29 protein-coding genes and 1 pseudogene are annotated in these 26,302 nt (G+C 61.1%); 5 read left to right on the top strand and 25 right to left on the bottom strand.

Features of this window, described 5'->3' with window-relative positions:
* A partial coding sequence (locus tag AC0L30_RS20360) for an SIS domain-containing protein (RefSeq protein WP_473405010.1) occupies window positions 1-687 on the top strand: 687 nt, incomplete at its 5' end.
* A gap of 60 nt (window positions 688-747) precedes the next feature.
* Here AC0L30_RS20360 and AC0L30_RS20355 read toward each other — a convergent pair.
* From AC0L30_RS20355 to AC0L30_RS20300, 12 genes and pseudogenes are all read right to left on the bottom strand, one after another.
* Window positions 748-1,290 (bottom strand): annotated as a pseudogene (locus AC0L30_RS20355) (YeeE/YedE thiosulfate transporter family protein); the annotation flags it as partial.
* Between the two features lie 107 nt (window positions 1,291-1,397).
* Window positions 1,398-1,841 carry a DsrE family protein gene (locus AC0L30_RS20350; protein ID WP_007601182.1) on the bottom strand — a complete coding sequence of 148 codons (444 nt, stop codon included), beginning with the start codon at window positions 1,839-1,841 and terminating at the stop codon, window positions 1,398-1,400.
* Window positions 1,842-1,851: 10 nt separating this feature from the next.
* A complete protein-coding gene (locus AC0L30_RS20345) occupies window positions 1,852-2,751 on the bottom strand; it encodes an alpha/beta hydrolase (RefSeq protein ID WP_007601695.1) in 900 nt (299 codons plus the stop codon).
* A 14-nt stretch (window positions 2,752-2,765) separates the two neighbouring features.
* The gene (locus tag AC0L30_RS20340; protein ID WP_035994430.1) at window positions 2,766-3,173 is read right to left on the bottom strand and encodes a DsrE family protein; all 408 of its coding nucleotides are present in this window, start codon (window positions 3,171-3,173) and stop codon (window positions 2,766-2,768) included.
* Between the two features lie 53 nt (window positions 3,174-3,226).
* Complete coding sequence (locus AC0L30_RS20335) at window positions 3,227-3,922, bottom strand: c-type cytochrome (protein WP_007601692.1); 696 nt, start codon at window positions 3,920-3,922, stop codon at window positions 3,227-3,229.
* Window positions 3,906-5,177 (bottom strand): sulfite dehydrogenase, encoded by a 1,272-nt coding sequence (soxC, locus tag AC0L30_RS20330; protein ID WP_007601691.1) that lies wholly within the window; start codon window positions 5,175-5,177, stop codon window positions 3,906-3,908. The genes AC0L30_RS20335 and soxC overlap by 17 nt, the downstream gene beginning before the upstream one ends.
* A gap of 6 nt (window positions 5,178-5,183) precedes the next feature.
* A complete protein-coding gene (gene soxB, locus AC0L30_RS20325) occupies window positions 5,184-6,875 on the bottom strand; it encodes a thiosulfohydrolase SoxB (RefSeq protein WP_007601690.1) in 1,692 nt (563 codons plus the stop codon).
* Between the two features lie 27 nt (window positions 6,876-6,902).
* Window positions 6,903-7,724 carry a sulfur oxidation c-type cytochrome SoxA gene (soxA, locus tag AC0L30_RS20320; RefSeq protein WP_007601689.1) on the bottom strand — a complete coding sequence of 274 codons (822 nt, stop codon included), beginning with the start codon at window positions 7,722-7,724 and terminating at the stop codon, window positions 6,903-6,905.
* A 21-nt stretch (window positions 7,725-7,745) separates the two neighbouring features.
* Complete coding sequence (soxZ, locus tag AC0L30_RS20315; protein WP_007601688.1) at window positions 7,746-8,072, bottom strand: thiosulfate oxidation carrier complex protein SoxZ; 327 nt, start codon at window positions 8,070-8,072, stop codon at window positions 7,746-7,748.
* 19 nt (window positions 8,073-8,091) lie between these two features.
* The gene (soxY, locus tag AC0L30_RS20310; protein ID WP_007601687.1) at window positions 8,092-8,544 is read right to left on the bottom strand and encodes a thiosulfate oxidation carrier protein SoxY; all 453 of its coding nucleotides are present in this window, start codon (window positions 8,542-8,544) and stop codon (window positions 8,092-8,094) included.
* Window positions 8,545-8,561: 17 nt separating this feature from the next.
* A complete protein-coding gene (soxX, locus tag AC0L30_RS20305; protein ID WP_051058552.1) occupies window positions 8,562-8,960 on the bottom strand; it encodes a sulfur oxidation c-type cytochrome SoxX in 399 nt (132 codons plus the stop codon).
* A 200-nt stretch (window positions 8,961-9,160) separates the two neighbouring features.
* A complete protein-coding gene (locus AC0L30_RS20300) occupies window positions 9,161-9,727 on the bottom strand; it encodes a thioredoxin family protein (protein ID WP_007601679.1) in 567 nt (188 codons plus the stop codon).
* Window positions 9,728-9,825: 98 nt separating this feature from the next.
* Here AC0L30_RS20300 and AC0L30_RS20295 point away from each other — a divergent pair, with 98 nt between their 5' ends.
* Window positions 9,826-10,545 (top strand): hypothetical protein, encoded by a 720-nt coding sequence (locus AC0L30_RS20295; RefSeq protein ID WP_473405009.1) that lies wholly within the window; start codon window positions 9,826-9,828, stop codon window positions 10,543-10,545.
* A 124-nt stretch (window positions 10,546-10,669) separates the two neighbouring features.
* On the opposite strand, the gene AC0L30_RS20290 is transcribed toward AC0L30_RS20295, so the two are convergent.
* Entirely contained in the window at window positions 10,670-11,401 is a 732-nt protein-coding gene (locus AC0L30_RS20290; protein WP_007601677.1) for a cytochrome c biogenesis CcdA family protein, read from the bottom strand.
* A 102-nt stretch (window positions 11,402-11,503) separates the two neighbouring features.
* Here AC0L30_RS20290 and AC0L30_RS20285 point away from each other — a divergent pair, with 102 nt between their 5' ends.
* From AC0L30_RS20285 to AC0L30_RS20275, 3 genes are all read left to right on the top strand, one after another.
* Window positions 11,504-11,875 (top strand): thioredoxin domain-containing protein, encoded by a 372-nt coding sequence (locus AC0L30_RS20285; RefSeq protein WP_007601675.1) that lies wholly within the window; start codon window positions 11,504-11,506, stop codon window positions 11,873-11,875.
* A gap of 37 nt (window positions 11,876-11,912) precedes the next feature.
* On the top strand, window positions 11,913-12,263 hold the full coding sequence (locus tag AC0L30_RS20280) for an ArsR/SmtB family transcription factor (RefSeq protein ID WP_007601673.1): 351 nt from the start codon (window positions 11,913-11,915) through the stop codon (window positions 12,261-12,263).
* A gap of 71 nt (window positions 12,264-12,334) precedes the next feature.
* Window positions 12,335-13,414: a YeeE/YedE family protein gene (locus AC0L30_RS20275; RefSeq protein WP_007601671.1), complete on the top strand. Its 1,080-nt coding sequence runs from the start codon at window positions 12,335-12,337 to the stop codon at window positions 13,412-13,414.
* Between the two features lie 1,170 nt (window positions 13,415-14,584).
* On the opposite strand, the gene AC0L30_RS20270 is transcribed toward AC0L30_RS20275, so the two are convergent.
* The 12 genes from AC0L30_RS20270 to AC0L30_RS20215 form a co-directional block, all read right to left on the bottom strand.
* Window positions 14,585-15,898 (bottom strand): MFS transporter, encoded by a 1,314-nt coding sequence (locus AC0L30_RS20270; RefSeq protein ID WP_157158663.1) that lies wholly within the window; start codon window positions 15,896-15,898, stop codon window positions 14,585-14,587.
* 269 nt (window positions 15,899-16,167) lie between these two features.
* Window positions 16,168-17,079 carry a LysR substrate-binding domain-containing protein gene (locus AC0L30_RS20265; RefSeq protein WP_007601669.1) on the bottom strand — a complete coding sequence of 304 codons (912 nt, stop codon included), beginning with the start codon at window positions 17,077-17,079 and terminating at the stop codon, window positions 16,168-16,170.
* Window positions 17,080-17,202: 123 nt separating this feature from the next.
* Window positions 17,203-18,411 carry an ABC transporter substrate-binding protein gene (locus tag AC0L30_RS20260; RefSeq protein ID WP_007601668.1) on the bottom strand — a complete coding sequence of 403 codons (1,209 nt, stop codon included), beginning with the start codon at window positions 18,409-18,411 and terminating at the stop codon, window positions 17,203-17,205.
* Window positions 18,412-18,464: 53 nt separating this feature from the next.
* On the bottom strand, window positions 18,465-18,788 hold the full coding sequence (locus tag AC0L30_RS20255; RefSeq protein ID WP_007601667.1) for a 2Fe-2S iron-sulfur cluster-binding protein: 324 nt from the start codon (window positions 18,786-18,788) through the stop codon (window positions 18,465-18,467).
* Window positions 18,789-18,791: 3 nt separating this feature from the next.
* The gene (locus AC0L30_RS20250) at window positions 18,792-19,991 is read right to left on the bottom strand and encodes a cytochrome P450 (protein WP_007601666.1); all 1,200 of its coding nucleotides are present in this window, start codon (window positions 19,989-19,991) and stop codon (window positions 18,792-18,794) included.
* 356 nt (window positions 19,992-20,347) lie between these two features.
* Window positions 20,348-20,827 (bottom strand): RidA family protein, encoded by a 480-nt coding sequence (locus AC0L30_RS20245; RefSeq protein ID WP_007601665.1) that lies wholly within the window; start codon window positions 20,825-20,827, stop codon window positions 20,348-20,350.
* A 261-nt stretch (window positions 20,828-21,088) separates the two neighbouring features.
* Window positions 21,089-21,871, bottom strand: a complete 783-nt coding sequence (locus AC0L30_RS20240; protein WP_007601664.1) for a fumarylacetoacetate hydrolase family protein — start codon at window positions 21,869-21,871, stop codon at window positions 21,089-21,091.
* A 91-nt stretch (window positions 21,872-21,962) separates the two neighbouring features.
* Window positions 21,963-22,349, bottom strand: coding sequence for a RidA family protein (locus AC0L30_RS20235; protein WP_007601662.1), 387 nt, complete (start codon window positions 22,347-22,349; stop codon window positions 21,963-21,965).
* Window positions 22,349-23,386 carry a helix-turn-helix domain-containing protein gene (locus tag AC0L30_RS20230; RefSeq protein WP_007601660.1) on the bottom strand — a complete coding sequence of 346 codons (1,038 nt, stop codon included), beginning with the start codon at window positions 23,384-23,386 and terminating at the stop codon, window positions 22,349-22,351. Before AC0L30_RS20230 ends, AC0L30_RS20235 begins: the two co-directional genes overlap by 1 nt.
* 30 nt (window positions 23,387-23,416) lie before the next feature.
* Window positions 23,417-23,959, bottom strand: coding sequence for a 3-hydroxyanthranilate 3,4-dioxygenase (gene nbaC / locus AC0L30_RS20225; protein ID WP_007601658.1), 543 nt, complete (start codon window positions 23,957-23,959; stop codon window positions 23,417-23,419).
* 13 nt (window positions 23,960-23,972) lie between these two features.
* On the bottom strand, window positions 23,973-24,503 hold the full coding sequence (locus AC0L30_RS20220; RefSeq protein ID WP_007601656.1) for a flavin reductase: 531 nt from the start codon (window positions 24,501-24,503) through the stop codon (window positions 23,973-23,975).
* Entirely contained in the window at window positions 24,503-26,053 is a 1,551-nt protein-coding gene (locus AC0L30_RS20215) for a 4-hydroxyphenylacetate 3-hydroxylase N-terminal domain-containing protein (RefSeq protein ID WP_007601654.1), read from the bottom strand. The genes AC0L30_RS20220 and AC0L30_RS20215 overlap by 1 nt, the downstream gene beginning before the upstream one ends.
* Between the last annotated feature and the right edge of the window lie 249 nt (window positions 26,054-26,302).

The raw sequence follows: 26,302 nt of genomic DNA, 5'->3' as shown, positions 1-26,302 counted from the left end.
GCGCGCGCCGCGGGCGCCCGCACCATCGCCATCCTCAATGCGACGTCGTCGCCGGTGGCTGACGAAGCGGAATTCGTTGTTCCGATCGAAGCCGGCCAGGAGCACTCCGTAGCGGCGACCAAGACCGTGATCGGCTCGATGGCCGCCGCCGCCGGACTTGTTGCCGAGCTGGCGGGAGATCATGCGCTGCGGTCAGCCCTCGACAGGCTGCCGGAGCGCCTGCACTGCGCGCTACCGCTCGACTGGTCCGGAATTGCTGACGACCTCACCAAAGCGTCAGCGGTGTTTGTGGCGGCGCGGGGCCTGGGCCTCGGCTCGGCGCGGGAGATCGCTCTCAAATTGTCGGAAATCCTGCGCCTGCCTTCCATTGGTCTGAGCGCCGCCGAGCTGCAGCATGGGCCGCGCGCTGCGTTATCGTCGCGCACGCCGGTTATCATGATGCGCCTGATGGATGAAACGGCGGCCATGGTGGACGCGCTGGCAGACGAATTGCGCGGGCAAAACATCGCGCTTCATTTATGCGGCGGACCGCGTGGCTCGCTGCCCTGGTTGGCCGCGGATGATCCCGCCACCGACCCGATCACCATGCTGGTTCCGGCCTATCGGATGATCGAGCAGACGGCGCGGGCCTGCGGGTTTGACCCGGATCGTCCACCTCGCTTGAGCAAGATTACCGAGACGTTCTGACAGCTCACCGCTGAGATGCCGCAGATGTCTCAGCAGGGCACCGCGTCCTTCTGGTAAGTCCCATAGGGGTGCAGAAGGCAAGTTTCTCGGCGTGCCAGCACCGAACATGGCCATGATGTCGCGCGACGGGCCGCCATCGACCAGCCACAGATTGCGTTCGCGAGCAGGCGATACCAGGCCGCGATAGGAGGCCCGCGCGGTCACCGCAAACACCAGCCCTGACAATAATGCGCGGAGATTGCCGTTGGCCGAAAGCACCAAGAGCCGGCTGGCACAGCCCCGCGCCAAAATCATCCCGCAACCGAACATCAGGCCGCCCACGAGATCGCCAGAGATGCTGCCCTGTTGAGCGAGCTGGCGCGCCTCGGATACATCGAGCCAGCCGAGCGCGACCAGGCCTTGCGTGCCCACCAGCGCCGCGGCAAAGGTCAGGAGCCAGACCGCAAGGCGCGGTCCACCCTCGCCACGGGAGAATTCGACCGCCGCGGCACGCAGGCAGAAGCGGCTGCGCTGGGCGAAGAACCCGAACAGACCTCCGACCAGGAGCCCGCCGAGCCATGACAGCCGGTCTTCACCCAAGAGATCGATGATCGGCGTCAGCACGTCCGCCTCAGCTATTCCTGCGAGCATGCGATTCTAGCGATCTCGGCGTCGCGTCCCATGAGCCAGATCAAAGCGCCAATGCCTCAGGATGCCCGAGCGAAGCGGCCTCATGGCCGTAGATAGGCATATCCCTGCTGCTGCAACTCAGCGAGCCGCACCACGCCGCCCCTCTCGGCCACCACGAAGCCGGGCGTGAGGTCGTCCAGCTCGACGCCCTGCGCCTTCATCGTGTTGGCACAAGCGTCGAAACCGACGCCGGCGTCGACGAGCTTTGTCATCATCGCAATCGTGTGGTCCTGAGCCGCGAGCGCGTGGAAGGCTCGCAGCGCCGGCCCGTGCACCACCAGCCTGATGTCGGCCTTCCCGGATCCGCCGACGCCGTCGACATGGTTCTGCAGATTGCCGAGAACGAAGACGACACGATCGGCATCGGCGAGATGATAGACGACGCGCTGTCGCGCGGACGCTTCCGTCGCCGCGGACGCCTGGTGCACCGCGAAGGCACCAAATAGTCCGGCAAGGCTCGCGCGAAGCATGGATCGACGCTGCATGATCCCCCTCCTATCGTGTCTGCTTGATGAATCCGGCGATGCGGTCGGCGACGTCTTCCGCGAACAGGTCGCGGAAGAAATGATCGGCATCCTCGATCTTGTCGAGCTGGACCCTGCCCCCGCTCGAACCCGCAAGCGGAGCGAATGCGTCTGCCACGTCGGGCACGACATTATCCTTGGTCGCGGCGAGCACCAGCACCGGAAGCTTGATGCGCGCCACCAGCGCGGCCGTGTCCTGGCCGGCATCGGGTCCGTAGAATGACGCAAGGGCCCGCGCGGTGACCACGGCATTGCGACAATAGATGAAGCCGGGCACGTCCATCCACTCCCCGCCGTGGCCCGCCGCGACCGCCTTGGTCGCAAGCTCCAGAAATGGCTCGAGCGGCTTGCCATATGTCTTCACGTAGGACGCGCGCAAGTCGGCCTCGGCTTTTGCGGTCACCGGCGCCAGCAGCACCGCACCCGCCAGCGGGGTTTCACTTGCGAGATACCGCGCGACCTGGTTGCCGCCGCGCGAATGGCCGAACGCGAAGACGAGCCGGGACATACCCCCCGCCCGCGCGACCCAGGCGCCGATCTCCGCAACTGCATCCGCAACGACGTAGTCATGCCGCACGGCGCAGTCATACATGCCCTTGCGGCGGTCGAGCCCCAGCGACAGCGTATGGGCGAGCGAAGCGATGCCGCGCTGCTCCAGTGCCTTGGCAACGCCCTGAATGACCTCCATGTCCTTGTGTGCGAGCGTGCCGTGGGTCATCACGACGAGCGGCGTGTCCGGTGTCATCGCAGCGGGTGTGCGCAAGGTCGCGAACGTCGTACGGCCGGCGACCGACTGTTCGAGCTCCTGCTCGGCAGCGTTCGCAGGCGCCGCGAGCGCGAGCAAGACCGTCAGTTCCATCAACCATCGCATCGGCGGCTTTCTCCTCAGGGCCGGACAATCGTCCAGTTCTTCTCCGCAAGTTCGATCAGCGCGGCAACCCCGACCTGTGTGACGCTGACGCCCTCGATCAGCGGCGGTCGCTTGTCCTCCTTCGCCGCCAGCGTCTCCAGGGTGTTGCCGCAGGCGATGAAGCTCACATTGGGCATCGATTTCAGGAAGTTCACCAGGCGCTCCTTTACCGGCGAGCGGTCCTCGAGCAGCATGTCGAGACCGCCGTTGAAGGCGACCACTGCGATTTCGACGTCCTCGCCCTGCCCGGAATAATGCCGCGAGACGTTGGCCGCAACATCGAGGACGGCGCGCATCTTGAGCGGGTCGTCGTCACTGATCTGCAGCGCGAGCCCATGAGGTTTGGCCGCATGGGCCGCGGCCGGACGGATCGCGATGAGCAAGCCAACAGCGAGTCCGGCATGCAGAAGCGTGCGACGGCTCGCCCGGCCTGTTCTCACTCCACGCCCCGCGACTTCTTCTCCTTGCCGTCCTCGGGCGTCACGTCGATGGCGGCAGCTCGCCCGGTGATCTTCACCGGCGCGATGCAATCCTTCATGCAGGGGTCCTTCTGCCAGAACGACTTCTCACTGGTGGCGCGGTCGTCCATCACGAAGCCCTGCTCGTTCGGCATCTTGATCGCGGCAAGGTTCTTTTTGTTCAGCTCGAAGTTCTGATCGGTAACGACGTCATTGAGATAGAGGACGTAGGCGACCAGCGCATAATATTCATCGACGGACAAGGACCCCGTGTTGCCATAAGGCATGGCGTGCCTGATGTAGTCGAACACGGTTGACGCGTAGGGCCAGTACGAGCCCACGGTCTTGACCGGATTGTCTGAGGTCAACGAACCCTTGCCGCCGGCCAGAACCGGCCAGCGGCCGTTGCCCTCGCCGAACTCGCCGTGGCAGGTCGCGCAATTGTCCATGAACAGTTTTTCGCCCTGCGCGACCGTGCCCTTGCCTTCCGGCAGGCCCTGGCCGTCGGGGCGAACGTCGATGTCCCAGCCGCGGATCTCGTCCGCCGTTGGCGCGCGGCCGATGTGATAGCGCGAACCGCTCTTGGCGTCCGCCTTCTGCTGCGCGAGCGCCGGCGCGTTCAGCGCGCAGGCCGTCGTCAGCGCGGCTGCAATGAGCTTAAGCGACTTCGACATTCTCGACCTCACCATTGGCCTGCACATGCCAGGTCTGGATGCCATTGTTGTGATAGATGGAGTTGACGCCGCGAATCTTGCGCAGTTCGGCCTTGCTCGGTTGCACGTATCCGGTTTCGTCCTGCACCCGCGATTGCAGCAGCAGCGGCTCGCCGTTCCAGTCGAACTCGTAGTAGAAGCGGGTCAGCGCCTTGTCGAGAACGGGCCCGTCGAGCCGCGCCGGCCACCAGTTGCGGCCGCCGTCGAGCGAGACGTCCACGCGCTTGACCTTGCCGTTGCCGCTCCAGGCCAGACCCGAGACGATGGTAAAGCCCTTGCCGTGCCTGATCGGCGCCTGCGGGCTCGGAGACGTGATCACCGACTTGGCGTCCATCGACCAGGTGAAGCGGCGCGCCTTGCCGTTCGGCATCAGGTCCGTGTATTTCGACGTCTCCTCGCGGGTGTGCCAGGGCTGGTCACCGACCTTGATGCGGCGCAGCCACTTGACCCAGAGATTACCCTGCCAGCCCGGCACCACGAGCCGCATCGGATAGCCCTGCTCGGGATACAGCGCCTCGCCGTTCATCTTGTAGGCGATGATGCAGTCGTCGAGCGCCTTCTCGATCGGCAGGCTGCGATCCATCGCGGCCGCATCGGCACCCTCGACCAGCAGCCACTTGCCGCTCGTCTTGACGCCGGCTTCTTCCAGCAAGGTGCGCAGCGAGACGCCGGTGTACTGCACGCAGTGGATCATGCCGTGGGTGAACTGGCAGCCATTGAGCTGGGCGCCGCGCCATTCCATGCCCGAATTCGCCGCGCATTCCATGAAGTGGATGCGGTTGACGCGCGGATAGCGCTTCAGCTCGTCCAGCGTGAGAATGAGCGGACGCTCGACCAGCCCGTGGATCATCAGGCGATGATCGGCCGGATCGACCTCGGCGATGCCGCCGTGATGCCGCTCGAAGCAGAGTCCGTTCGGGGTTATGATGCCTTCGAGCTCGTGCAGCGGCGTGAAGCTCACCGAGGACTCGCGCGAGGCGGTCAGCCATTCGACATCGCGCCGCACGACGTCCTTCTCGAATTTCGACGGCTTGCCGTACGGGCGGACGGCGACGCCCTCGCCGAGCGACTTGGTCCATTCAGGGACGTTGGGCGGCTGGTTGGCAGGATTGCCGGCGCCGGCCGCGGCAGGCTTGGCGAGCACAGACGCTGCAACACCGGCGCCAGCGGCCAGGAAACTGCGTCGGGATTGCCGGGGAGTGTCCAACTTCGACATCGCTTCTTACGCTCCGGTAACTTTGACGGCCCTGTTGGGCTCGAGCCGAACGGTTTTCTGTCGCGTCAAATAGTTCGCGACGACGTCCCAGATCGGCGGCCCTTCAGTTCCTTCGTTGACGCTGGCCCAGCCGGCAACCTGGTATTCCCTGGCGGGATCGATCGGCGCGCCGGTCTTGAGAACCTGCATGTCCGAGATGCGGCCGCCTTGCGGCTTGGTGACGTCGATCGCGTAAGACAGTCCGCCGATCCGCACCATGTCGCCGCCTTGCTGATAATAGGGATCGACATTGAAGAGATTGTCGGCGACGTCCTCGATGATCTCCTTCAACCGTGCGCCCGTCATGCCCATGCGATAGACCGCGGGATAGGTGATCGCGGTTGCGTTGGTGACGTCCTCGAAGGTGATGTCCTGCCCCGGCAGCACGCTGGTGCCCCAACGGAAGCCGGGCGACAGCGCGATCTCGGCGTCGCGCTCCTGCATCAGCGCCTGGCAGATCAGATCGTCGAAGGTGCCATTGAAATTGCCGCGCCGGTAGAGCAGCGAGTCGGTCCTGCCGAGCACTTTGGCCAGATCCGCCGCGAAGGGCTTGCGAACCTCGGCGATCTTCGCGGCCATCTCGGCGTCCGCCGCGATCACATCGGTGAACAGCGGAATGAGCCTGTAGCTGTAAGCCTTGACTTCGCCGTCGCGAACGTCGAGATCGAGCCGCGATACGAACTTGCCGGACGAGCCTGACGCGATCAGCAGGGTCTTGCCGACCTTGACGGCTTCGGGCAGCGCGTCATGGGTATGCCCGGTCAGGATAACGTCGATGCCCTTGACGCGGCTCGCAAGCTTACGATCGACGTCAAAGCCATTGTGGGAGAGCAGCACGACGAGTTGCGCGCCGCCCCTGCGCGCCTTGTCGACCTGCGCCTGAACGTCCTCCTCGCGCACGCCGAACGACCAGTTCGGAATCATCCAGCGCGGATTGGCGACCGGCGTATAGGGGAACGCCTGGCCGAGCACCGCGATCTTGACGCCGCCACGCTCGATCGTGGTCGAGGCGTCGAAAGCCGCCTCGTTCCATTCGGTGTCGCGGATATTGAGGCCGAGGAACGGAAAGCCGAGGCCTTCGATGGCCTGCCTGACTCGCTCGGTGCCGTAGGTGAACTCCCAATGCCCGGTCATGGCGTCAGGCTTGAGCAGCGCCATGCAGTCGATCATGTCCTGGCCGCGCGTCTTCAGCGACGACCACGAGCCCTGCCAGGTGTCGCCGCCGTCGAGCAGCGCGACCTTGTCGCCGCGCTCGGCGCGGATCGCCTTGATCACGGTCGCGGCGCGATCGAGGCCGCCGATCCGACCATAGCTCCTGGCGAGTGCCTCGAAATCCTCCGAGGTCAGGGCATATGCCGCCGACGAGCCGGGCGCGATGCCGAAACGGGAGAGAAACTCCTTGCCGCTGACGTGCGGCGGAACGCCCTTAGCCTCGCCCACCCCGAGATTGGTCGAGGGCTCGCGGAAATAGAGCGGCATCAGCTGGCCGTGGATATCGGTCACGTGCACCAGCGTAACGTTGCCGAGCGGCTCGAAGACCAGCAGGTCCTTTTCGGTCAGGCGCTGCTGGGCAACCGCCCGGCTGAGGCCGGAACCTGCGCCGGCCGAGAGTGCCGCCGTTGCAGCGGCAACCTGAATGAACTCGCGGCGAGAGATCATGCGCAATACTCCTGCAGGTTCATCGTTTCAGTTGCGGACGGACGGCGTCTCGACCGGCAAGCCGATGCCGCGCCAGGCCACATAGAGCTCGAGCGCGAGGAACTCGTCCGAGAGCGGCTTAAACGGCTCGGCCCGCACGTCGAACATGCAGCCCTCGAACCGCTCATGCAGCGGCACCACACGCTGGTCGCGCAGCCGATAGGTCGGAAAGCCGTTGGTCTGGCCCTGGCTCAGGAAATCGGCGCGCATGAACTTGCCGTTGTTGCGCTCGTGGCAGGATTCGCAGGCGAGATCGAGCTGACCATAGCGCGTGTAATAGATCTGCTTGCCGCGCTCGAACCAGGGCGACATCGGCCCGTCGGTCTTCACCGACACCTTCATGCCGTGCGACTGATAGCGCACGAAAGTCGTCATGTCGGTCAGCTCCTGGGATTTGAATTTCCAGGGCTCCGCCTTCATGTGCTCGCTGCGGCAGATGTTGATTCGCTGCTCGAGATTGACCGGCTTCTTCAGCTTGTCGTCCCATTTCGGCATCGCCGCGCCGACACCCTTCATGCTGGTCTCGGCCTCGCCGTGGCAGCTCATGCAAGACTTGCCCTCGCCGCCCTCGACCTTCTTCCAGACATCCGCCGCGCGTTCGACGGCGAGGAAGCCGGGGTTCTCCAAATCGTCGTCCTGCAGCGCCCGCGTTTCCTTGCTGCGGAACTGGTAGCCGGAGATGATGGTCTTGAAGACGTGTCCTGGGGGCGCCGGGATGCCCTTGCGTTCGACCTCCTGCGCGGAGGCACATGTCGCTACCGATGTGGCCGCGGCGACCGCGACGGCGAATCCAATATATCGCGACAGCATCCGCCCTCTCCCTCTCCGGCGTTACGCCTTGAGCGCGATCTTCTCTTCGGCCGTGATCACCGAGCCGTCGTCGTCGGTCCAGGCGAACTTGAACGTTCCGGATTCGTCGATCCTGGCATCGAACTGGACGTAGGGATTGGCCGAGATCGCCGGCTCGAGTGCGCAGGAGAACACCGGCTTGCCGTTGAACTCGCAGGCGAACTTGTTGATGATCTTGCGCGGAATGGTCTTGCCCTGCGCGTCCTTGCGCTGGCCCGATTCCATCAGATGCGAGACCAGGGTCTTGATCTGGATGACCTCGCCCTTGGCCGCTTCCTTCGGAAGCTTGATGCGCGGTTTGTCTGCCATTGTTTCTCTCCTGAAGCTCTTAGCCGCCGCAGCCGCCGATGGTGACCTTGACGGTCTTCTGCTCCGTGAACAGCGACCCGTCGCTCATCTTCGCGACCGCAACCACGTTCTGCGTGGTCGCGAGCCGGATCCGGATCGAGGCTTCCGCCTTGCCGGACAGCGGCGTGAACGACAGCGTCGCGACGCCCGCATTCGGATTGCCGTCCGCGATGATCAGAACGTCCGTGACGTGGGACTCCGCGGTCATCGGGCTATCGATATTGATCGACAGCGGCACGGTGTTGCCGTTCTCCGCGATCTCCGGCAGGTCGAGCGCGATCTTGCCCTTGACCGGCTGCTTGCCGCCGGTGAACTTCTCGATCCACTTCGCCGCGTCATTCGTCACTTCGGCATCGGCCGCCATCGGCATCAGCGTCAGCATGATGAAGCCGCCCCCGAGTGCAAATGCCTGCCGTCGATTGATGGCTTTCATTCCGATCCTCCTCGCCGTCAGTTCAGCGTCTTGAGATAAGCGATAACGTCCTCGACCTGCGCGGCCGTCAGAATGGACTTGCCGGCGAATTCCGGTCGCACCCGGCTGAGGCCCTCGTTCCTGAAGAACGCCGGCATGACCGTGTTGGTGAAGATGCGCTTGGGGTCGGCGACGATGAGGCGCAATTGCGCCTCGGTGTAGCGGCCGGCGACACCGTCCAGGGACGGACCGAACTCGCCGTGGAATTCCTCGGACTTCAGGCTGGTGACCTGATGGCAGGCCAGGCAGTTGCCGAGCGTGCGTGTCAGAAACACCTTCTTGCCGGCGGCGGCATTGCCGGGGGCGCCGGTCAGGGATTTCGGCAAGGAATCGTCGACGATTTCGAGCCTGATGGGCTCCTTGATCGGCTCTCGCATCGGCTGCTGGGCGAGACCGCCGCCAGCCGACAGGCAAAGTGCAAACGCAGCCGCAAGCGAGCGCCGCATGTTTCCTACCCTTGGGATCGCGGGGTGACGCCCGCTCTTGATGGCGACGGACTGACGGACCATCAAATTCAAGTATTATGATATGATCATATGAAAGGCGGCGTCAAGCGAAATCCGAACGACGCGTCCGGTCAGCCATTCCCGGCCAGGAAATCCCGGAACGAGCCGCGCTCATAGGCGCGCTCCCGCACGAAGCGAAACATCGAAAGGAAGTGCTGCGGCTTGAGATAGCCGGGCGCCCGCGCCACTTCGCGCGCGATCGCGTCCTTGGCTTCGAGACCGTCGGGGGATGGCGGAAAGAATTGAAAGGTCGGCGTGTACCGGATCCCGTATTTCTGGGCGAGCTCTTTCTCGGATAATTCCTGGCGGTCGAAGTCGGTCACCTTGCGCGAGCCGATCAGATTGAGCTGCAACACCTCGAAATTGTCGCGGATGTAGCTCGCGATGCCGGCATCGGCGAAGTTCACCAGATGCGTCTCGCGGCAATAGGGACAGCCGCGCAGCTCCCACATGATGGCGAGGCGCTTGCCGCCGGCGGCCGCACTCTCCAGGTCCTCGCGCAGATCGAGGAAGCTCTGCAGAAACCAGGGCTCATGATAGAGCCCGTCTTCTCCAGGCGTGGGCTCAGCCGCCGCCACGCCGCGGCCGGCCCAGGCCGCGCCAAATGCGAATGCGAGAAGGCCGCGCCGCGTCGGCATGCGAAGCGACGTCGGGGTTTCCTGCGTTGGACGATCTTGCGCGCTGCTCATTTTCATTATGATATTCGAATACACGAATGTGACAAGGAGTTCCGATCTTGCGCTGCACCATAGTGCTGCTGGCATGGCTGGCGTCGAACGCAATCGCGCTCGGCGCAGGAGCCGACAGACTTGCGGATTTCGCGACGGCGATGACGCCGATCATGGCCAATCTGCGCACCGCCGCGAGCTATGCGCGCACCGGAAACGTCGCGCTGGCGCAGATCGAGACCGATGAGGCGGTCGCCAGGTGGAAACGGCTCGGGCCGGACAGCTCCAATCCCCTGCCCGCTTACGCGCCGGCCGAACTGTCAGGATTTCTCGACCGGGGGCGCGAACGGCTCGTGACGGCAACGGGCGCACTCGACCGCGGGGACGACGTCGCCGCCGGCCGCGAATTACTTGCGCTTCGGCAGGCTTTTCACGAGCTCAGGCGTCACGCAGGCCTGTACGATCTCGGCGATTGCATCTTCGAGATCGCGCCCGCCATGGAGGCTTTGCGTGTCGCGGCTGTCAGGCACGGCGAACGGCCGGCGCCGGTGAACGCCGAGGAGACCGTCGCCGCCGCGAGCGCATTCCGCGATCGGCTCATACGCTGCAACGAATGGGCAAATGGCGAGATCGCTGCCCAAGGTGAATTCCGTCGCCTGATCGATGGCGCAATCGCCAGCAGCCAAGAGATCGCTCATGCCGCGATGGCGGGCGACGGGTCCCTCGTGCATCGTTATCTCATCGAGCTGCAGTCCTTTGCCCAGTTGCTCGACTTTCGTTACGGATAGAGCGAGATGCGATGAGGATGAATCGTCATTGCGCTTTAGGTTGTTGTTTAAGCATAATCTGCGCGCAAACGCGTTCCGCGTTTGTCGCGAGGGAAAATCGCTGCGCACTTTTCCGGATCATGCTTTAGCCGATGCGGGTCAATCCAGGAAAATGCTCCAGCAGCCATTCCGAGACGGTGGGCATCAATCCGGTCAGGAACATCAGGCCGGTCGCGACCAGGAAGACGCCCATCGTCTTCTCGATCAGGCCGAGATGCCGGCGCACACGGCCGAGCGCGGCCATGAAGCGACCGGTGAAGGCAGCCGCGACCAGGAAGGGAATGCCGGTCCCGATCGAATAGGCGAAGAGCAGTAGCGCGCCCCGTCCGGTCGTATCCTCGGAGCCGGCCATCAGCAGCACGGCGGCGAGAATCGGTCCCGCGCAGGGCGTCCAGCCAAACGCAAATGCCAGGCCCATGACGAAGGCTCCCGCCACGCCGGCCGGACGGTTGTCGACCTGCACGGTCGCACTGCGATAGAGCAGCGGAATCCTGAATAGCCCCACAAAATGCAGGCCCATGACGATAATCAGGGCGCCGGCGACGATGCCGAGCGTTGACAGATGCGCCGAGATGAAGCGTCCCGCGATCGACGCGGTCGAGCCGAGCACGACGAAGACCAGCGAGAAGCCCGCCACGAAAGCCAGCGCGGAGATCAGGATGCGCGGCCGCAGATCCGGCCTGCCGCCGGACAGATCGGTGACCGATACGCCGGCCATGTAGCACAGGAAGGGCGGTACCAGGGGCAGAATGCACGGCGACAGAAACGACAACAGGCCGGCGACAAAGGCCGCGCCAAGCGTGACGTCCAAGGTCATTGCGCCCCATCCCTAGCACATATACGAATTTAATGATATAAAGCGCCGAGGACGTTACAAGCAAGCCGTTTACAAGCAAGTCCACGAGGCCGGTGACGCAGCATGACCAGAATCATCATTTTGCTCGCAATCGCGGTCGGGCTCGCGCTGCCCGTGACGGCGTCGCGCGCCGCCGAGCTCGTCATGTTCGAGCGGGCCGGCTGCGCCTGGTGCGCGCGCTTCAACGCCGAGATCGCGCCGATCTACGCCAAGACCGGGGAAAGCCGGGCCGCACCCCTGCGCCGGGTCGACCTCAACGGTCCCCTTCCCGCCGATCTCGCTGGAATCGATCCGGGTGCCTTCACGCCGACCTTCGTCGTGGTACAAGAAGGCCGAGAGATCGGGCGCATTCGCGGCTATCCTGGGGATGCCTTTTTCTTCGGCCTCCTGGACCGAATCCTGTCAAGCACGGGATCGGAGCTTAAGGGGTCGTGACCGTTCTTGCGGGTTTTGCTCAGGAGAATTTGACGCGATGCCGTTGCCAAAGCTGAAGGAGATCGAGGGCTCCGTCGAACTCGAGCAGATGATCGAGAAGGCGCGCGAGGCGAGCGACATGCTCAAGGCGCTGTCGCACGAGTCCCGATTGCTGCTGCTCTGCATCCTCGCCGAGGGCGAGAAATCCGTGACCGAGCTCGAGCAGTTCCTGGGCGAGCGACAATCGACCGTCTCGCAGCAGCTGGCGCGGTTGAGGCTCGATCGGCTGGTAACGACTCGCCGCGACGGCAAGACGATCTACTACAGTCTCGCAAGCGAGGACGTCCGCAAGATTCTCACTGCCGTTTACGACGTGTTCTGCGAGCCGGTGCGCCGGCGCCGCCGGTAATTTTCCGCGCTGGCTTTTCGCGACCCACCGGCGCAGACTACCCGCGAGGCAGAACCAACAGATGCCGGGGAATGCTGAGCACATCTACCATAGCGTTTGCATGTGGGCTTGCCGCTGGCGCCGTGCTCGGCGTTGCCGGCCGCGCGGGACGTTTTTGCACGCTGGCGATGTTCGAGGATGCGTTCTTCGGATCGGATTTTCGCCGGCTGAAATCCTTTGCACTTGCAGCGGCGGTCGCCCTGCTCATGACCCAAGCGCTGGCCGAGTTCGGCATCGTAGACCTGTCGCGGTCGATCTATCTCACAGCATCGATCGGCCTCGGCGGCGCGATCATCGGCGGGCTGATGTTCGGCGTCGGAATGGCGCTGGTCGGGACCTGCGGTTTCGGCACGCTGGTGCGCATCGGCGGTGGCGATCTACGCGCCATCGTGGTCTTTCTCGTGCTCGGCCTGTCCGCGCTCGCGACCATGCGCGGCATCACCGGCATGCTCCGCGTGAAGCTGATCGAGCCATTGTCGGTGCGCCTCACCGACGGCAACAATCAGACGCTAACTTCGCTGCTCGGGGCCGGCAGCACGATGCGCGCAATCCTCGTCGTGTCGATTGCCGCCGCGCTCACTTTCTGGGCGCTCGCGGATGGCCGGCTGATCCGGTCGCCGCGACTATTGGTCTCCGGTCTTGCCGTCGGCGCCGCTATTGCGTTCGGATGGTTCGCGACGGGGTGGCTCGCGGATGACGAATTCGATCCCGCGCGCGTCTCCTCGCTCACCTTCGTTGCCCCGCTTGGCGACACCATCCTCTACATCGCCACCTTCTCCGGCGCGCGGTTGAATTTTGGCATCAGCTCGGTCGCCGGCGTCGTCGTCGGCTCGTTTGCCGCCGCCATGCTCGGGCGCGGCTTTCGCTGGGAGGCTTGCGACGACGCCCGTGAATTGAAGCGTCACATGAGCGGCGCGCTTCTGATGGGTATTGGCGGCATCATGTCGATGGGCTGCACCATCGGGCAGGGATTGGCCGCATTCTCAACGCTCGCTCTCTCGGCGCCGATCACAATGCTGGCGATTGCCGTCGGAGCGCGGCTCGGGCTTGAGTTCACGATGACTGGCGAGTGGCTGCCGGCAGTGCGCAAGCTGTTTGGCGTCTCGACGTAGTCGGAAAACCACCGCTTCTGCACATGTGGCCGGAATTCGAGGCGACTTCGCCAAGAACAGTCAGCTCTCGACGGCTTCACCCTTGGTCCAAGCCGACGCAATTACTACTATTGGAAGCGTCCGCGATCGTCAAAGGTACACATCGCATAAAATCGCAGTCCGGCGCGCAAAATCGTGGCCCACGGTAGAGGGCGTGACTCGTCCCCAATACGATTGTCCTCACCGCAAAATAGTCGCGACAACACGCCAAGCCGAGCTCTCGTTGATAACGGGCATCAGCCGCCTTCACGCAAGCACCCAGCTATAGACCCAGCATCCCTTCAGAGAGTCAGAGAGTGAATACCCCACTCTTGCTGACGATAGATTTTTCATCTCCCGGTGCACACGACGCCATCTAACCGGTTGAAAAACCCGTGCTCTCGCTCCAGTCCATCATGGGGAAGTTTGATTTAACTCGGGCAATCGTGATCCAACTGGGCACTGTCAACAATGACATTCGTCGTTGAAGCAGTCCGCTCGATTGCAGTCCCCGCGATCGCACGATCCACGCAGGTTTCAGATCACGGAGGCGCAGCCACCGATACCGACATTCGGTTCATTACCATCTGACTGAGCGAGCCCAGCGTCCCGAACGCAGCGAACAACTTCTAAGTCGTTGATTTTTCTTGATCTGGATGGCCTTTCCGTCCCGTTTTGTTCACGCTCGTTTCGTCCAATCGTTGCGATTTCGTTGCGGCGGCAGTCAGGGAGAACGGCGCTCGGCGCGTCATTGGGATCTTGGACTGGCGGCCGAGCAGCCGAGGCCTGCGAGGGTAAGCGCATTAGACTATGCCGTGATCTGTCGGGGATCGAGTCACTAGACCGCCACATTGCTAAACCCACCGCCGTGGAGGCGCTGTTCTCCTACCGGGGGGCAGCTTAACTCCCAACCCCTGGTGTTGGATAAGAGGGGCATTGGCCGGGTCTCGAATGCTGCCCGCTTCTGCAAGCTCAAACTTTCGCGCTACAGAGCCGTCGTTTCGCATTGAGACCTTCCGTTTGCTCTACGCTCACTTATTGCTTCGACAAGTCCCGGGTCGATCGGCAGCGAGGCGAAGGGCATGTAGAAGAAGGGCGCAGCCTGAACATTGCATGACCAATGCCTGTTTTGGTGCACCTCGCGAAATGCGATCAGGTGCCCCGCTTCCCTGCGGAAACATCCCAAAGCTCACTGCCCTGAACCGATCGCGGGAGGAGCAACAGCACGAGAATCGCGGCCAGGATCGGCACGGCCGCCGCCAAGACGATGGATTTCGGAGACCAGCCAAGCGAGAACAGCAGACCAACGAAAGCAGGCCCGACGATCGAACCGATCCGCCCCGCTGCCGCAGAGAAGCCGACGCCGTTGGTTCGCAATGGCGCGGGATAGATTGAGACGGCCAGCGCCGACTGGCCGACCGAACAGGCGATAAGCCCGGCGCCGGCACCTAGAATCAGCGCCCAGACCCACGACGTCGTCGCCCAAAGCGCGATTCCAGTCACGCATAGCCCAGCCGTCGACGCGGCAATCCTCATCACGCTGGTGACGGCGAAGCGGCCCACCAGCGGCACGACAATCAAATTGGCGATGAGGCCGCCAGCGCTGAAGAAGCCGACCGCGAACTGGCCGTCCGCGGCCGGAAAGCCGAACCCGATCAGCAGCGGGGGCAGCCAGAAGATGAGTGCATAGGCGTCGGCGAAGATGAGAAATGAAAAGACCCAGAGACCTGCGGTTCGACCGCCGAGCGAACCGGCAAATATGCTTGAGATGAGCTTCAGATTTCCCGCCATACGCTTGTCGCCCGCCGCCGTTGCCGCAGCATCGGCTTCATCTGACGCAGGCAGCCAGCGCAACAGTACAAGTGACAGCAACAATGGAAGCGCGCCTCCGAAGTAGAACAGTGACTCCCAGCCATACTTTCTGGTCAGAAGGCCGCCAAGCGCACCGCCCAGGGCCCCACCCGCAGCAAGTCCCGTTCCGACCACGATCGTGGCGGCAGCTCGCAGCGTGACGGGTGCCTGCAAGACCGCGATCGCCACGGCCGAGGGAAGTGCAGCGCCAAGTCCTATGGCCGTGACAAGGCGGAGGATGGACAGGACAATAATCGAACTCGCAAAGGGTGTTGCCAAGGTGAGCACCCCGAATCCAATCACGCTGAAAATCAACACACGTCGGGCCCGCCATCGGGCCACCAGATAGCCGGAAGCCAGATATCCTAACACGGCTCCGATGCTTGTCATGATAAATGGCAGTGTCAAGGACGCTGTCGACACGCCGAAGTGAGCCGCGATTGCCGGACCGGCGACTCCGATGGAGCCCGTATCAAGGCCGTCGAGCAATATCGCTAGGAAACACAACAGCAAGGTTTTGAGAAAGGACGGCTGAAGACTTTCGGAAACAGCCGGAGAGGCGCTTGCGACGCTTGCCGCATCGCCCCTTCCAATCACATCCATCTTGTTCGTCAAGCTCATCCCCCGATGACTACGTTGTCTCGCGCATTCGTTTGTTAAAAGATTTCGTTCGGGGCTTGTCGAGGCCCAGGAATGGGACCGTGCATTCCGAATCCGGGACAGGCGGCTCTCAGCGGGATGGAGGACGCAACGGGCAGATCGCATAGCCGCGGGAGTTCCCAACCTCTTGTCCGTTGATCGCCAGCCGAAGCAGTTGCAAGCCGCGTTCCCAGGATGATTGCGGATCAGGTCTCGTCGGCCGCGGGCTGTTCGCCACGACTCGGTTAGGCTGCCGGCATCCTGTCCTGCAAATGACGAGCCAATCCGGCCACAAACAGGCGGCCGGCAAGCGTTAATGACCGCCGCGAAGGGTAAAGAGCATAAACGGTAACAGAAGGCGGCGCCCAATCGGGCAGCGGAAGCACCAGACGTCCTTCCACGAGGTCGGCTTCGCACATCGTTAGCGGCAACCGTGCCAAGCCGGCGCCGCTCAACGCCGCCTGCCTGATCACGTTGAGGTTGTTCGCGCTGAACTTCAGATTGACGTTCAATTCGGTCGTGTTTGCGTTTCGGTTGACGAGCGTCCAGCGTGCCAGATGGCCGTCTGCCGCCCAGCCAATTCCGTTCCGGTCCTGAAGCTCCGATGGATCGTTGATCATTCCGAGTGGCTTCATGAAGCCAGGCGAGGCAACGAGCCGGTAGCTTGCGGCGGCAAGCTTTTGCCGGACCAGCTCGGAGTCGGCCATGGTGTCCCCGCGCGCCGGGTGAATCATCAGGTCATAGTCGCCGATCGCGGTATCGAAAGCACCGACCGCGCTATCCAGGGTGATGCGAACGTCGGTATGCACGATCGAGAATCCGATCGCGAATTCGGAAACCAGACTTTCGGCCAGCACGGCCGGGCAAGAGATGCGAAGCTTGCCTGACGGATGATTTGAAAAGCTCTCCGCCAGCGCCTTAATGGCATCTAACTCCTCCTTGATCCGCTCACTCCGTTCATAGATCGAAATTCCGACTTCGGTTGCGGAGAAATTTCTCGGCCCTCGGTAGAGCAGGTGCACGCCAAGCTGGCTCTCGAGATCGCCGATACGACGGCTCAGGCTGGACTTCGGAATGCCGGTCTTACGGCTTGCGGCAGAAAGGCTGCCGGCCCTGACCGTTTCCACGAAAAGTGTAAGGTCGTCAACGATCCCCATTCGATCACCTCGGCCGCCTTGGCGTCTGGTCAGCGTGCCTTGCCGGCGGCAGCCCTGACCATATTCCCAGCCGAAGGCAGGCGCCAGCAGTCCTATTGTCGGGCAAGGGGAAGCAGCGAAGGCTCATTTCGCCAAGGGACACCCACCGGCTTCCAAAGGACGAAATGCCCGTTCCGAAGGAATGGTCGAGAGACGCTTGTAATAGTCGTAAGGATATCTCGATTCTTCCGGACGCTTCACCTCGAACAAGTGCATCGGATGTATCACGCGACCGTCCTCGCGAATTCTGATATCGCCGAACAACTTATCCCGTCCATTCACTTTCTTCATTTCCGGCACCACAGCGCTCGAATCGTCGCTTTGCGTGGCGGCAACCGCGTCGAGAAACGTCAGCGTGGATGAATAGACGCCAGCTTGGTTTCCACTCGGCATTTTTCCGTTCATGCCGGCGCGCGCAGCGAACCGCTTCGCGAAGGCTCGCGTGTCATCGTCCGCGTCCCAGTAGAACGCCTCGATCAATTGCAGACCTTGCGCGACCTTAAGACCCATTCCGTGAACATCGTTGATGAAGAGGAGGAAGGCGACCATAGACTGGCCGCCCTGCTGAATACCGAATTCAGACGCCTGCTTGATCGCGTTGATCGTATCGCCGCCGGCATTTGCGAGCCCGATGACCTTGGCCTTGGAACTCTGGGCTTGCAAAAGGAACGACGCGAAGTCCGACGTGCCGATGGGGTGCTTGCTGGAGCCATACACTTTGCCGCCGTGCTTTTCGATATAGTTCGTCGCTTCTGACTCGAGGCCTTGGCCGAGCGCGAAGTTCACGGTTATGAAATACCAGTCCTTGCCTCCACGCTCCATCATTGCCGCCGAGGTCGCATGCGCAGTCGCCCAGACGTCATTGACCCATTGGATGGTGTTGGGAGAGCACTCCTTGCCGGTAAGCTCGGATGTGGCTGTCGACGCAGCGAGAAAGGTCGCCCTTGTACCGCGGAGCAGCGAGTTCACCGCCAGTCCGACTGCCGAATTTGGCACATCGACCACTGCATCGACCCGGTCGACATCAAGCCATCTTCGTACGATCGCTGACGCCACATCGGCTTTATTCTGATGGTCTGCAAAGATCACCTCGACCTTTATACCTTTATGAGCACTCTCGAAGTCCTCCGCTGCCATCCTGGCAGCCTCGACCGACCCCGAACCATTTGTGTCCTGATAAAGTCCAGACATGTCAGTGAGCACGCCGATGCGGACGACCTTGTCCGACAGTTCGGCGTTCGCCATCTGCGGCGCGGCGAATGCGGCCATGATGAGCAAAGTAAGCACGCGCATTCTCATCTCGTTACCCTTCGGTTCAGCAATAGCGGGACTGGCTTTCTTCGGCCTTAGATCTGCTTATTCGGAATGTGGAGAAGTAATCCGTCGAGGTCTGACGTCATCTGGACCTGGCACGACAACCGGCTCGTCTGGCGGCGTTCGGCCGCGACTTCGGTGAGCAGCGCTTCCTCTTGCTTTAAGACTGATGGCAGTCGATCGAGCCATTCATCATCGACGTATACGTGACACGTCGCACACATGGCGTTTCCGCCGCATTCAGCTAGAATGCCTGGTATCGCGTTCTGGGTAGCCGCTTCCATTGCGCTCTCTCCCTCGCGTGCCTGGACAAGTTCCGAGCTCCCGGGCGGCTGAACGAACTTTATGGAAGGCATGCGTCAATCCATTGCTTTGAGGGTAACGGGAAGGCTGTCTAGGCCGCGCAGCGTGTTATTGTAGCGGCGCCGAACCGCTCCCGAGATTTCGATTGATTTCACTTTTCTCGCCAAAGCCGACAGCATGACTTCTCCCTCGAGCTGTGCGAGGAATTGGCCGCTGCACATGTGTACTCCCGAACCGAAGCCGACGTGCCCGCTCGTTTGCCGACAAATGTCGTACTCATTCGGACGATCCCATTTGCGTCGATCGCGGTTAGCGGCGCCCAAGAACATCAGCACCTTTTCGCCCGCTGGAACTTCGAAGCCGTCTATCTCGACCTTGCGCGTGGTCGTTCGGAAGAAGGTTTGCACTGGCGATTCGAAGCGGATTGCCTCCTGAAACGCCTTGCGCGCCAGTGTGGGATCTCCCTTCAACCGGCTCCACTGGTCCGGAAAGCGCGCCAGGCAATACAACGCTGCTCCTAACGCATTGACGGTTGTGTCGAGGCCCGCGCTTAACAGTGACCGCACCAACAATGGGGCTTCCAAATCGCTGATCTCGCCAAGTTCAACGCGAGAATAAATGGACGCGCCCAAGCCTCCCGGCATGAGGTTCTTCCGTTGACACTGCTCTTGCACATAAGCCTGATGAGGCATTGACCGCTCCAGCGACTGCTGGCGAAGCTCATTCGGGGGGCCAAAAGCATTGAATACGACCCCGGCATACGGAAGAAGATGCTCCCGCCCCTCTTTTTTCAGTCCAACCGCATCAGGAAATACTGAGAGTGGGAACGCCTCGGCAATATCGGAAACAGCATCGACATTGCCCTTTGAGACCACCTCCTCCGCCTTCAGTTCAGCGATACTTGTGAAGTGCTCCCGCAGGTCTCTCACGAGAGCCGGCGACAGTATTCGATCGAAGACGGCGCGGATTCTGGTATGTTCCGGAGGATCTGCTTCAAGGATAAGGCTAGGTGGCCGCCACGGCGCTTCCTTTGCAAAATCGCTCAGTCCGGCACCGCGGCTCGAGCAAAAGCTGACGTGGTCATGTAGAATGGCTCGAACCTCCCGATGACGGGCAACCGCGTAGACGTTCCATTTTGAAAGCCGGACGACCGGTCCGGTTTCACGTAGAAGATCGTGCGCTTGATATGGATCGTCGAAGAACTCCATTGAAAACGGATCGATGTCGAGTTCTGGAATTCGACGAGTTTTCGTCATCGCTGCAGCCCTTCTCCTCGCCACGAACATAGCCCCTCGTGGCCCCCACAGGTTGCGCACCATCCCTTGAGAGGCCAGGTGCCGCGTTCGCTTTGGGTTCTTACTCCTGCATGCTGAAGTCGCGTCCGCGAGCTGACAATGACCATTTCCGGAAAATCGCGAACCAGTCGCCAATAGCAGCGGCGCGACGCGTCGACCACGTTTAGGAGAAGTTCACGAGGAGCGAACACCGCAGTGGCGCGAGCGATATCCTAACGCGTCGTCGGTCGATGGACCTATCACCGAGACGGCAGCGGCGCAGTCGTCACGATGATCAAATCCGACTGTCGATAACGACCAAGTCGCCGAAAGAGGCGCTATTTTCCAAGGGCGGCGGTTACGTCGATCTCTATGGTCATGAACGGCCACGCGAGCTGACTGACGACTAAGAAGGTCGAGGCGGGAATTGGAGCGCTCCCGAAGGCATCCGCTCTGCATTTTAGCGCATCCCGAAAGAACCTTACGTCAGTGGTGTAAGTAACGGTCCGCACCACGTCATTCATTGTGGCGCCTTGAGCCTGCAGGGCCTTCTTGATCTTCGAGTATGCATATGTGCATTGCGCCATGAAGTCGTCGCGAAATAGAATCTCGCCGTCTCCTTCGCGCTCTGCCCCCGTCCCGGAAAGAAAGATGAACTTGTTCGCGTTTGTGACAGTCACGACCTCCGAGAACTTCCCCTTGGTCCATTCACTGTAGTTGAAGCTCTCCTTCTTGTAATTCGCTTGGACTTGAGCGGAAGCCTCCGCGCAACTTAACAGGGCGAGCATCATCAGCGACGCCACGAGACGGACGAGCATCCTCTTCTCCTTTCGTTACACTTCCTAAAGACCTCGAGTTACATCGCAACAAACGGGCCGACGAAATAAGAGAGGTGGAGTGAGGTCTGCACAACAGCCATTTGTGAAAAATCGCTAACCACTTACCCGCGCCGGTGAGATCCCGCCTACTCGATCCAGGGAATCCCGCGGTTCCTCGGATTTTCCAACATGTTTCCTTTGCGCCAAGTGCTACTAGAAGATCCAGCGCGATCGTTCTGGCTGATTCAGCATCGACTTCGCCTAGCTAAATTGAACCGCAACGCCGCCAAGCGCACCGAAATCTGCGTGAAAGCTGTCACCTTGCTGGGCGAACACCACCCGGGTAAATGAGCCAGTAAGGACGATATGACCGGCCTCCATGGTAATGCCCTGGGCACCAAGCTTGTTTGCCAACCACGAGACGCCGAGGGCCGGGTGGCCAAGCACACCGGCCGCGAGCCCCGTTTCTTCGATCTCGGCGTTGCGATAGAGGATGCAGCCGGTCCAGCGCAGATCGACTTCGCTGGGTCGGAGGGGTCGTCCGCCAAGCACAAGGCCTGCAGCCGCCCCATTGTCGGAGATAGTATCGTAAATCTTTCGCGGATCCTTTACGCGAGCATCAACGATCTCGATCGCGGGACAGACATAATCGCAAGCATCCAGGGCTTCGAATATCCCGACGCCGGGGCCCTTGAGAGGCTTGCCCAACACGAAAGCGAGTTCGACTTCAACTCGTGGGACACAATATTTTTCGCGAGGCGTCTTTCCGCCGTCCGCGATCATCATGTGCTGATAGAGATAGCCGTAATCAGGCTCGTCGATCTGGGAGGACCTCTGCATCGCTTTCGAGGTCAAGCCAACCTTATAGCCGATCAGCTTTGCGCCCGCTTCGAGGCGACGCCTGTTGACCTCGGCCGAAATCGCATACGCGTCATCGAAGCCGATCGACGGCCACTCAGTCGAGAGCTGCCCCGCCTGCTCACGAACACCCTCGGCCTCCATGAGAACGTCTGCGGCCTGGTGGCGCTGTTCGTCCGTTAGCATATGTGCACTTTCCTGCAGCTATGAAGATGCGCGCGCGGCTGACACGCACGCGAGATTGGTCCAACGGCCTCTTAGGCCGCCTGAATCGCGCTCATGCTTCCGCGACGCAATCAATTTCGAGAAGAAAATCGGGCCGTGGCAGCCTGGCTTCGACGGTGGTGCGCGCAGGCCAACCAGAGGGGTCGGTTCCGAAGAACTCCTGATAGATCTCATTCATTTGATCGAAGTCGGCTCTGCGATCGAGATAGATGTTCACCTTGCCGATCTTGTCGATTGAGCTGCCGGCATATTCGAGCGTCGCCTTGACGTGCTTGAGAGCAAGCCGCATTTGCGCTGCGAAATCACCCTTCGGAATCTGCACGTTATCGTCGTAACCCGGAAAGCCCGAGACAAAGATCAGATTTCCAATTTTCACCGCGTTCGAATGCGGAGACTTCGACCGTGGCAGGTTGGGATTGTTGAAGATCGTCCGTGTCATCAGGCATCCTTCTCATAGTTGGCGATCGAACCATGTACGTTTGAATTAATTGCGGCCTCGCCGAGCGAGCCGTCGGTGCAAGCCTTGCGGAAGGCTTCTGGCGTCGTCCCGCGTCGTTGTTTGAAGAACCGAGCGAAGTGGGAGGCGTGCGAATAACCAAGAAGGAACGAGATCTCCTTCACGGGCTTTGTCGTGTACAACAACAGGCGCGTTGCCTGCTCCAAGACGGCAGCTTGCAAGACGTCGCGAGCTGGAATGCCGGAAATGTGCTGGCAAGCGAGATTGAGCGTATATGGAGTGGCCGAGAGGCGTTGTGCGAAGAGTTCGACAGTGAGAGGATTGGTTCTCTGGTCGTCGGCGAAGCCAATTGCATTCAGTGTTAGGCCGATCAACTCACGATAGCGTTTGAATAGATCGAGTTCGAATGTGGATGCTTGCGGCATCTTGTTCTGAGACGGGGACATCAATGTCCCACCGAGTTCGAGGAGTAGGTTTCCGAAGAGATATCGCAATGCGTCGCGACGATAGGGACTGCGCGAGGTTGCCTTCTCGGAGATCAACTCGAGTAACTTTCGAACCGTCGCAACCTCCTGGCCGCCTTCCAAGGCGACGACCCGTTCTTCCGCCAAGCGCAGGAGAACTGTATTCGTCGCTCCCTCGACAGAAGGCAAACCAACGACGAAGTCTGGTGATACGCTGATGACAAATCCGACCGCCGCAGATGAATAGTCAAATTGGTGCACAACGTTGGCTGGCGTATAAACGCAGTTTGGCGCCTCGACGCGCCGCGAGACACCGTCGTGTTCAAATGAGCAGTGTCCACTGAGAAGAATGGAAAGCTGGTCAAAGTCCAAATGCCGGTGCAACGCAATGTGCCATTTGTTCGGAGCGTTGCGAACGAACAGTTCTTCGATATGGAAGAAGCCGAAGATGGAGCCCGACCAGTTTTCTCCATAAAGGAAATAGGCAGGAACGTTAAGCACCTGCGTCGGCTGGTCATGATTAGGCACCTCGATGGGTTCCTTATCGCGCTTCATGCTCGTCCCCTTATTGGCTAACGGTGCCTACTAAGTTGGCACCGGCATTCCAACCCTCCACGTCGTGGGGATCAGCCGATCCGGATTTATTGACCAAGCCTTCCAGGCCGCCTGAACTTTGGCGAGATCTTCCTCGATATTCTTTACCAGGAACTCGCCACGAAATTCCAGACAGCCCTTCTCGTCATACCACTCCAAGGCGTCGACCTCCCCTGGCTGGCGGTAGCGCTCGATGACGAGCCCGATGCACCCCTCAGGCCGTTGCGGCGAATGGCGGACGTGCGACGGCAGGAGATACATCTCTCCTTCCCGCACAATTACCTCGCTGCGTTCGCCCGACGCGGGGTCGATCAGCTTGAGCGTGGCGTCACCGCGCAGTTGAATGAACAGTTCTTCGCCTGGATCGTCATGGTAGTCCGGTCGGTAATTCGGCCCACCAACCATCATAACGAGGGTCGTCTCCCAAGAGCCCTTCCAAATTTGACGATTACCGATCGGGGGCTTGAGCGTTGCCTTGTTCTTTTCGATCCAATCGTCGAGATTGATTGGTGGATTCTCCAACGCGTGTTTCATAGGTTTCTCCAGGTTAGCCCGTACGGGCTGCGCTTTGATCGACCGCAGCCGGCGGCAGAAAGGGCACGACGCGATATTCGCGGTTGAGGTAAAGCAGTGCGTCGCGGGCTTGGTTGAGTGCTATCGCCACCACCCGTCCGAAGAAGATCGTATGCGTGCCATAATCCTGCGTTTCGGAGATCTCGCAGTCGATTGCTCCGAGGGCGTCTCGAAGCGCAGGGGCGCCGGTGGCGACCCGATCCCAAGGGTAAACGGCGAATCGATCGGCCATGCTGATGTCACGACGTCCGGCAAACGTTGCGGAAAGGTCTTCCTGTTCCGCGCTCAGGACGTTCACGCACAGGACGCCGTTTTGTCGAAAAACGGCGTTCATCTGACTCTTGCGATTGAGGCAGACCAGGATCGTCGGCGGTTCATCCGTGACCGAACAGACGGCTGTGCAGGTAAAGCCACACTGGCCGGCGGCGCCATCGGTTGTGATCACCGAAACGGCGACGCCGAACCGGGACATCATGTCCCGAAAGGCAACCCGATCGACAGACATCAGCGGCTCCTTGCGAGATAATCGAGCACAGAGACATCGTCGCCGTTGTGATATGCGGGATCGCGCCAGCCGTTCTCATCGTAGTCGGCGAGGCATGACGTCGCCAAAGCCTCCATTTCTCCCATGGTACCCGACACCTTGGCGTGGATAAGCGCCTGAAGTCGGATCGCCTCATGGTTGCCGGCATAGTTGCGCTCGTAAAGTTCGTGACGCGCGCCGAACTCGGATCCGACGGCATCCCAGAGCGCCTTCATGATTTTGATGCGCTCGATGTGATCGATACCGTTCGAACCACGTGCATAGCGCGCGAGGTACTTTTCGATCTCCGGCACCTTCAAATCCCTGGCACTCGAAGGGAGGTAAATCAGGCCGGACGCTACGATCTGCTGAATAATGGACCGGATAGCGGGATAGGCTTCCGTGGCGAATATCCGGAAAGAAGTACAGGCGCGAATATTCGGCAGGAAGCCATCGTTGACCCAGCGATCTGGCGCGGCAGCCATCGCGTCAGTCAGCGACCAGAACAGGTTTCGCCAACCCACGATCTCGCCGAGTTGCACCTGAACGCCACGAAACTCATCGGTGCCGCAGGCACGCAGGGCCTTCTGCAGCAGGCCGATAATGAAATCGAGCTTCACGGCGAGGCGGGTGCAACTCTGAAAGGTGAAGCCGTTGAGGAAGCCCGACTTCGGATAGAAGGTACGCAACATGTTGATGTCGCGGTGAACGAAGACGTTCTCCCAGGGAACGAACACGTTGTCGAAAATGAACATCGCGTCGTTTTCGTCGAATCGACTGGTCAACGGGTAATCGAACGGCGAGCCGGTCGCTGCGGCCGCAAGTTCATAGGAATTCCGGCAGATCAGCTTGATGCCGGGGCTGTTCATGCCGACCATGAACATCACCGCCATACTGTCATCCGTGATTTCCGCAGCCATATTTTGGCCGAGAAAATTGTAATGGGTCAGCGCCGACGAGGTTGCGACGACTTTCGCACCCGAGACGAATATGCCTGCGTCCGTCTCCTTTTCGATGCGGACGTAGATATCCTTAACGTCGTCTGCGGCCTTGTTCCGGTCGATCGGCGGGTTGACGAGCGTGTGATTGATAAACGGCACCGTTTCCTGCGCATGCTTGTACCAGCCACGCGCATTGTCGGCGAACTTGCCGTAGAAGTCTGCGTTCGCCCCCAAGGTGTTCGTGAAGCTTGCCTTGTAGTCGGGCGTTCGTCCCATCCATCCATATGTCAGGCGCGCCCAGGCTGCGATTGCATCGCGCTGCGCGATCAGATCTTCGCGCGACCGCGCGTAGCGGAAAAACCGATGTGTAAAGCCGCCGCTTCCCGTGTCGGTCTCGGTCGTCAAAACCTGCTTGAGGGACTTGTCGTGCAGCGCATCATATAGCTTGGCTATTGAGACCGCCGCGTTGCGAAACGCTGGATGAGTTGTAACGTCCTTGACACGCTCGCCATAGATCCACACCTCGCGGCCGTCCCGTAGAGACTGAAGATATTCGGCGCCCGTGAAAGGCCGGTTTCCACCGCGATTCATACGCTGCTCCTGGCTAAGGGGTAATTTGAATGCTTTGCATTCGAATGGTCCCCAACACTTCCGCGCATTGGCTCCGAAGACAACAGCCACTTTGGCAAAAGGAATTGCCGCGTAGCTGACTTCTTGATGAGGAGTGGGAGCAAGGTTGCCCTGGTGCCTCACCGGTCAATCGGTTCAACCAGCACGTGCTCGAAGCCCTAACGGGCAAGCCGACCTGCTCACGCGGTGGCTAGAGATCATCCAAGGGCA

The sequence above is a fragment of the Bradyrhizobium sp. MI1.11 genome (assembly GCF_055811255.1).
This window is presented reverse-complemented; position numbering and strand designations above follow the sequence as displayed.

Excerpts from the sequence above, each read along its gene's own strand:
- AC0L30_RS20335 (WP_007601692.1), bottom strand. The coding sequence starts at position 3,922 with ATGTCGAAGTCGCTTAAGCTCATTGCAGCCGCGCTGACGACGGCCTGC.
- soxX (WP_051058552.1), bottom strand. The coding sequence starts at position 8,960 with ATGCGAGAGCCGATCAAGGAGCCCATCAGGCTCGAAATCGTCGACGAT.
- AC0L30_RS20255 (WP_007601667.1), bottom strand. The coding sequence starts at position 18,788 with ATGCCTTCCATAAAGTTCGTTCAGCCGCCCGGGAGCTCGGAACTTGTC.
- AC0L30_RS20235 (WP_007601662.1), bottom strand. The coding sequence starts at position 22,349 with ATGACACGGACGATCTTCAACAATCCCAACCTGCCACGGTCGAAGTCT.
- AC0L30_RS20300 (WP_007601679.1), bottom strand. The coding sequence starts at position 9,727 with ATGCCGACGCGGCGCGGCCTTCTCGCATTCGCATTTGGCGCGGCCTGG.
- AC0L30_RS20230 (WP_007601660.1), bottom strand. The coding sequence starts at position 23,386 with ATGAAGCGCGATAAGGAACCCATCGAGGTGCCTAATCATGACCAGCCG.
- AC0L30_RS20290 (WP_007601677.1), bottom strand. The coding sequence starts at position 11,401 with ATGACCTTGGACGTCACGCTTGGCGCGGCCTTTGTCGCCGGCCTGTTG.
- AC0L30_RS20350 (WP_007601182.1), bottom strand. The coding sequence starts at position 1,841 with ATGCAGCGTCGATCCATGCTTCGCGCGAGCCTTGCCGGACTATTTGGT.
- AC0L30_RS20265 (WP_007601669.1), bottom strand. The coding sequence starts at position 17,079 with ATGGGGATCGTTGACGACCTTACACTTTTCGTGGAAACGGTCAGGGCC.
- soxC (WP_007601691.1), bottom strand. The coding sequence starts at position 5,177 with ATGTCGAAGTTGGACACTCCCCGGCAATCCCGACGCAGTTTCCTGGCC.
- AC0L30_RS20245 (WP_007601665.1), bottom strand. The coding sequence starts at position 20,827 with ATGCTCGTCCGTCTCGTGGCGTCGCTGATGATGCTCGCCCTGTTAAGT.
- soxB (WP_007601690.1), bottom strand. The coding sequence starts at position 6,875 with ATGATCTCTCGCCGCGAGTTCATTCAGGTTGCCGCTGCAACGGCGGCA.
- AC0L30_RS20285 (WP_007601675.1), top strand. The coding sequence starts at position 11,504 with ATGACCAGAATCATCATTTTGCTCGCAATCGCGGTCGGGCTCGCGCTG.
- AC0L30_RS20250 (WP_007601666.1), bottom strand. The coding sequence starts at position 19,991 with ATGACGAAAACTCGTCGAATTCCAGAACTCGACATCGATCCGTTTTCA.
- AC0L30_RS20275 (WP_007601671.1), top strand. The coding sequence starts at position 12,335 with ATGCTGAGCACATCTACCATAGCGTTTGCATGTGGGCTTGCCGCTGGC.
- AC0L30_RS20240 (WP_007601664.1), bottom strand. The coding sequence starts at position 21,871 with ATGCTAACGGACGAACAGCGCCACCAGGCCGCAGACGTTCTCATGGAG.
- AC0L30_RS20220 (WP_007601656.1), bottom strand. The coding sequence starts at position 24,503 with ATGTCTGTCGATCGGGTTGCCTTTCGGGACATGATGTCCCGGTTCGGC.
- AC0L30_RS20260 (WP_007601668.1), bottom strand. The coding sequence starts at position 18,411 with ATGCGCGTGCTTACTTTGCTCATCATGGCCGCATTCGCCGCGCCGCAG.
- AC0L30_RS20215 (WP_007601654.1), bottom strand. The coding sequence starts at position 26,053 with ATGAATCGCGGTGGAAACCGGCCTTTCACGGGCGCCGAATATCTTCAG.
- AC0L30_RS20345 (WP_007601695.1), bottom strand. The coding sequence starts at position 2,751 with ATGCGATGGTTGATGGAACTGACGGTCTTGCTCGCGCTCGCGGCGCCT.
- soxZ (WP_007601688.1), bottom strand. The coding sequence starts at position 8,072 with ATGGCAGACAAACCGCGCATCAAGCTTCCGAAGGAAGCGGCCAAGGGC.
- soxY (WP_007601687.1), bottom strand. The coding sequence starts at position 8,544 with ATGAAAGCCATCAATCGACGGCAGGCATTTGCACTCGGGGGCGGCTTC.
- AC0L30_RS20280 (WP_007601673.1), top strand. The coding sequence starts at position 11,913 with ATGCCGTTGCCAAAGCTGAAGGAGATCGAGGGCTCCGTCGAACTCGAG.
- nbaC (WP_007601658.1), bottom strand. The coding sequence starts at position 23,959 with ATGAAACACGCGTTGGAGAATCCACCAATCAATCTCGACGATTGGATC.
- soxA (WP_007601689.1), bottom strand. The coding sequence starts at position 7,724 with ATGCTGTCGCGATATATTGGATTCGCCGTCGCGGTCGCCGCGGCCACA.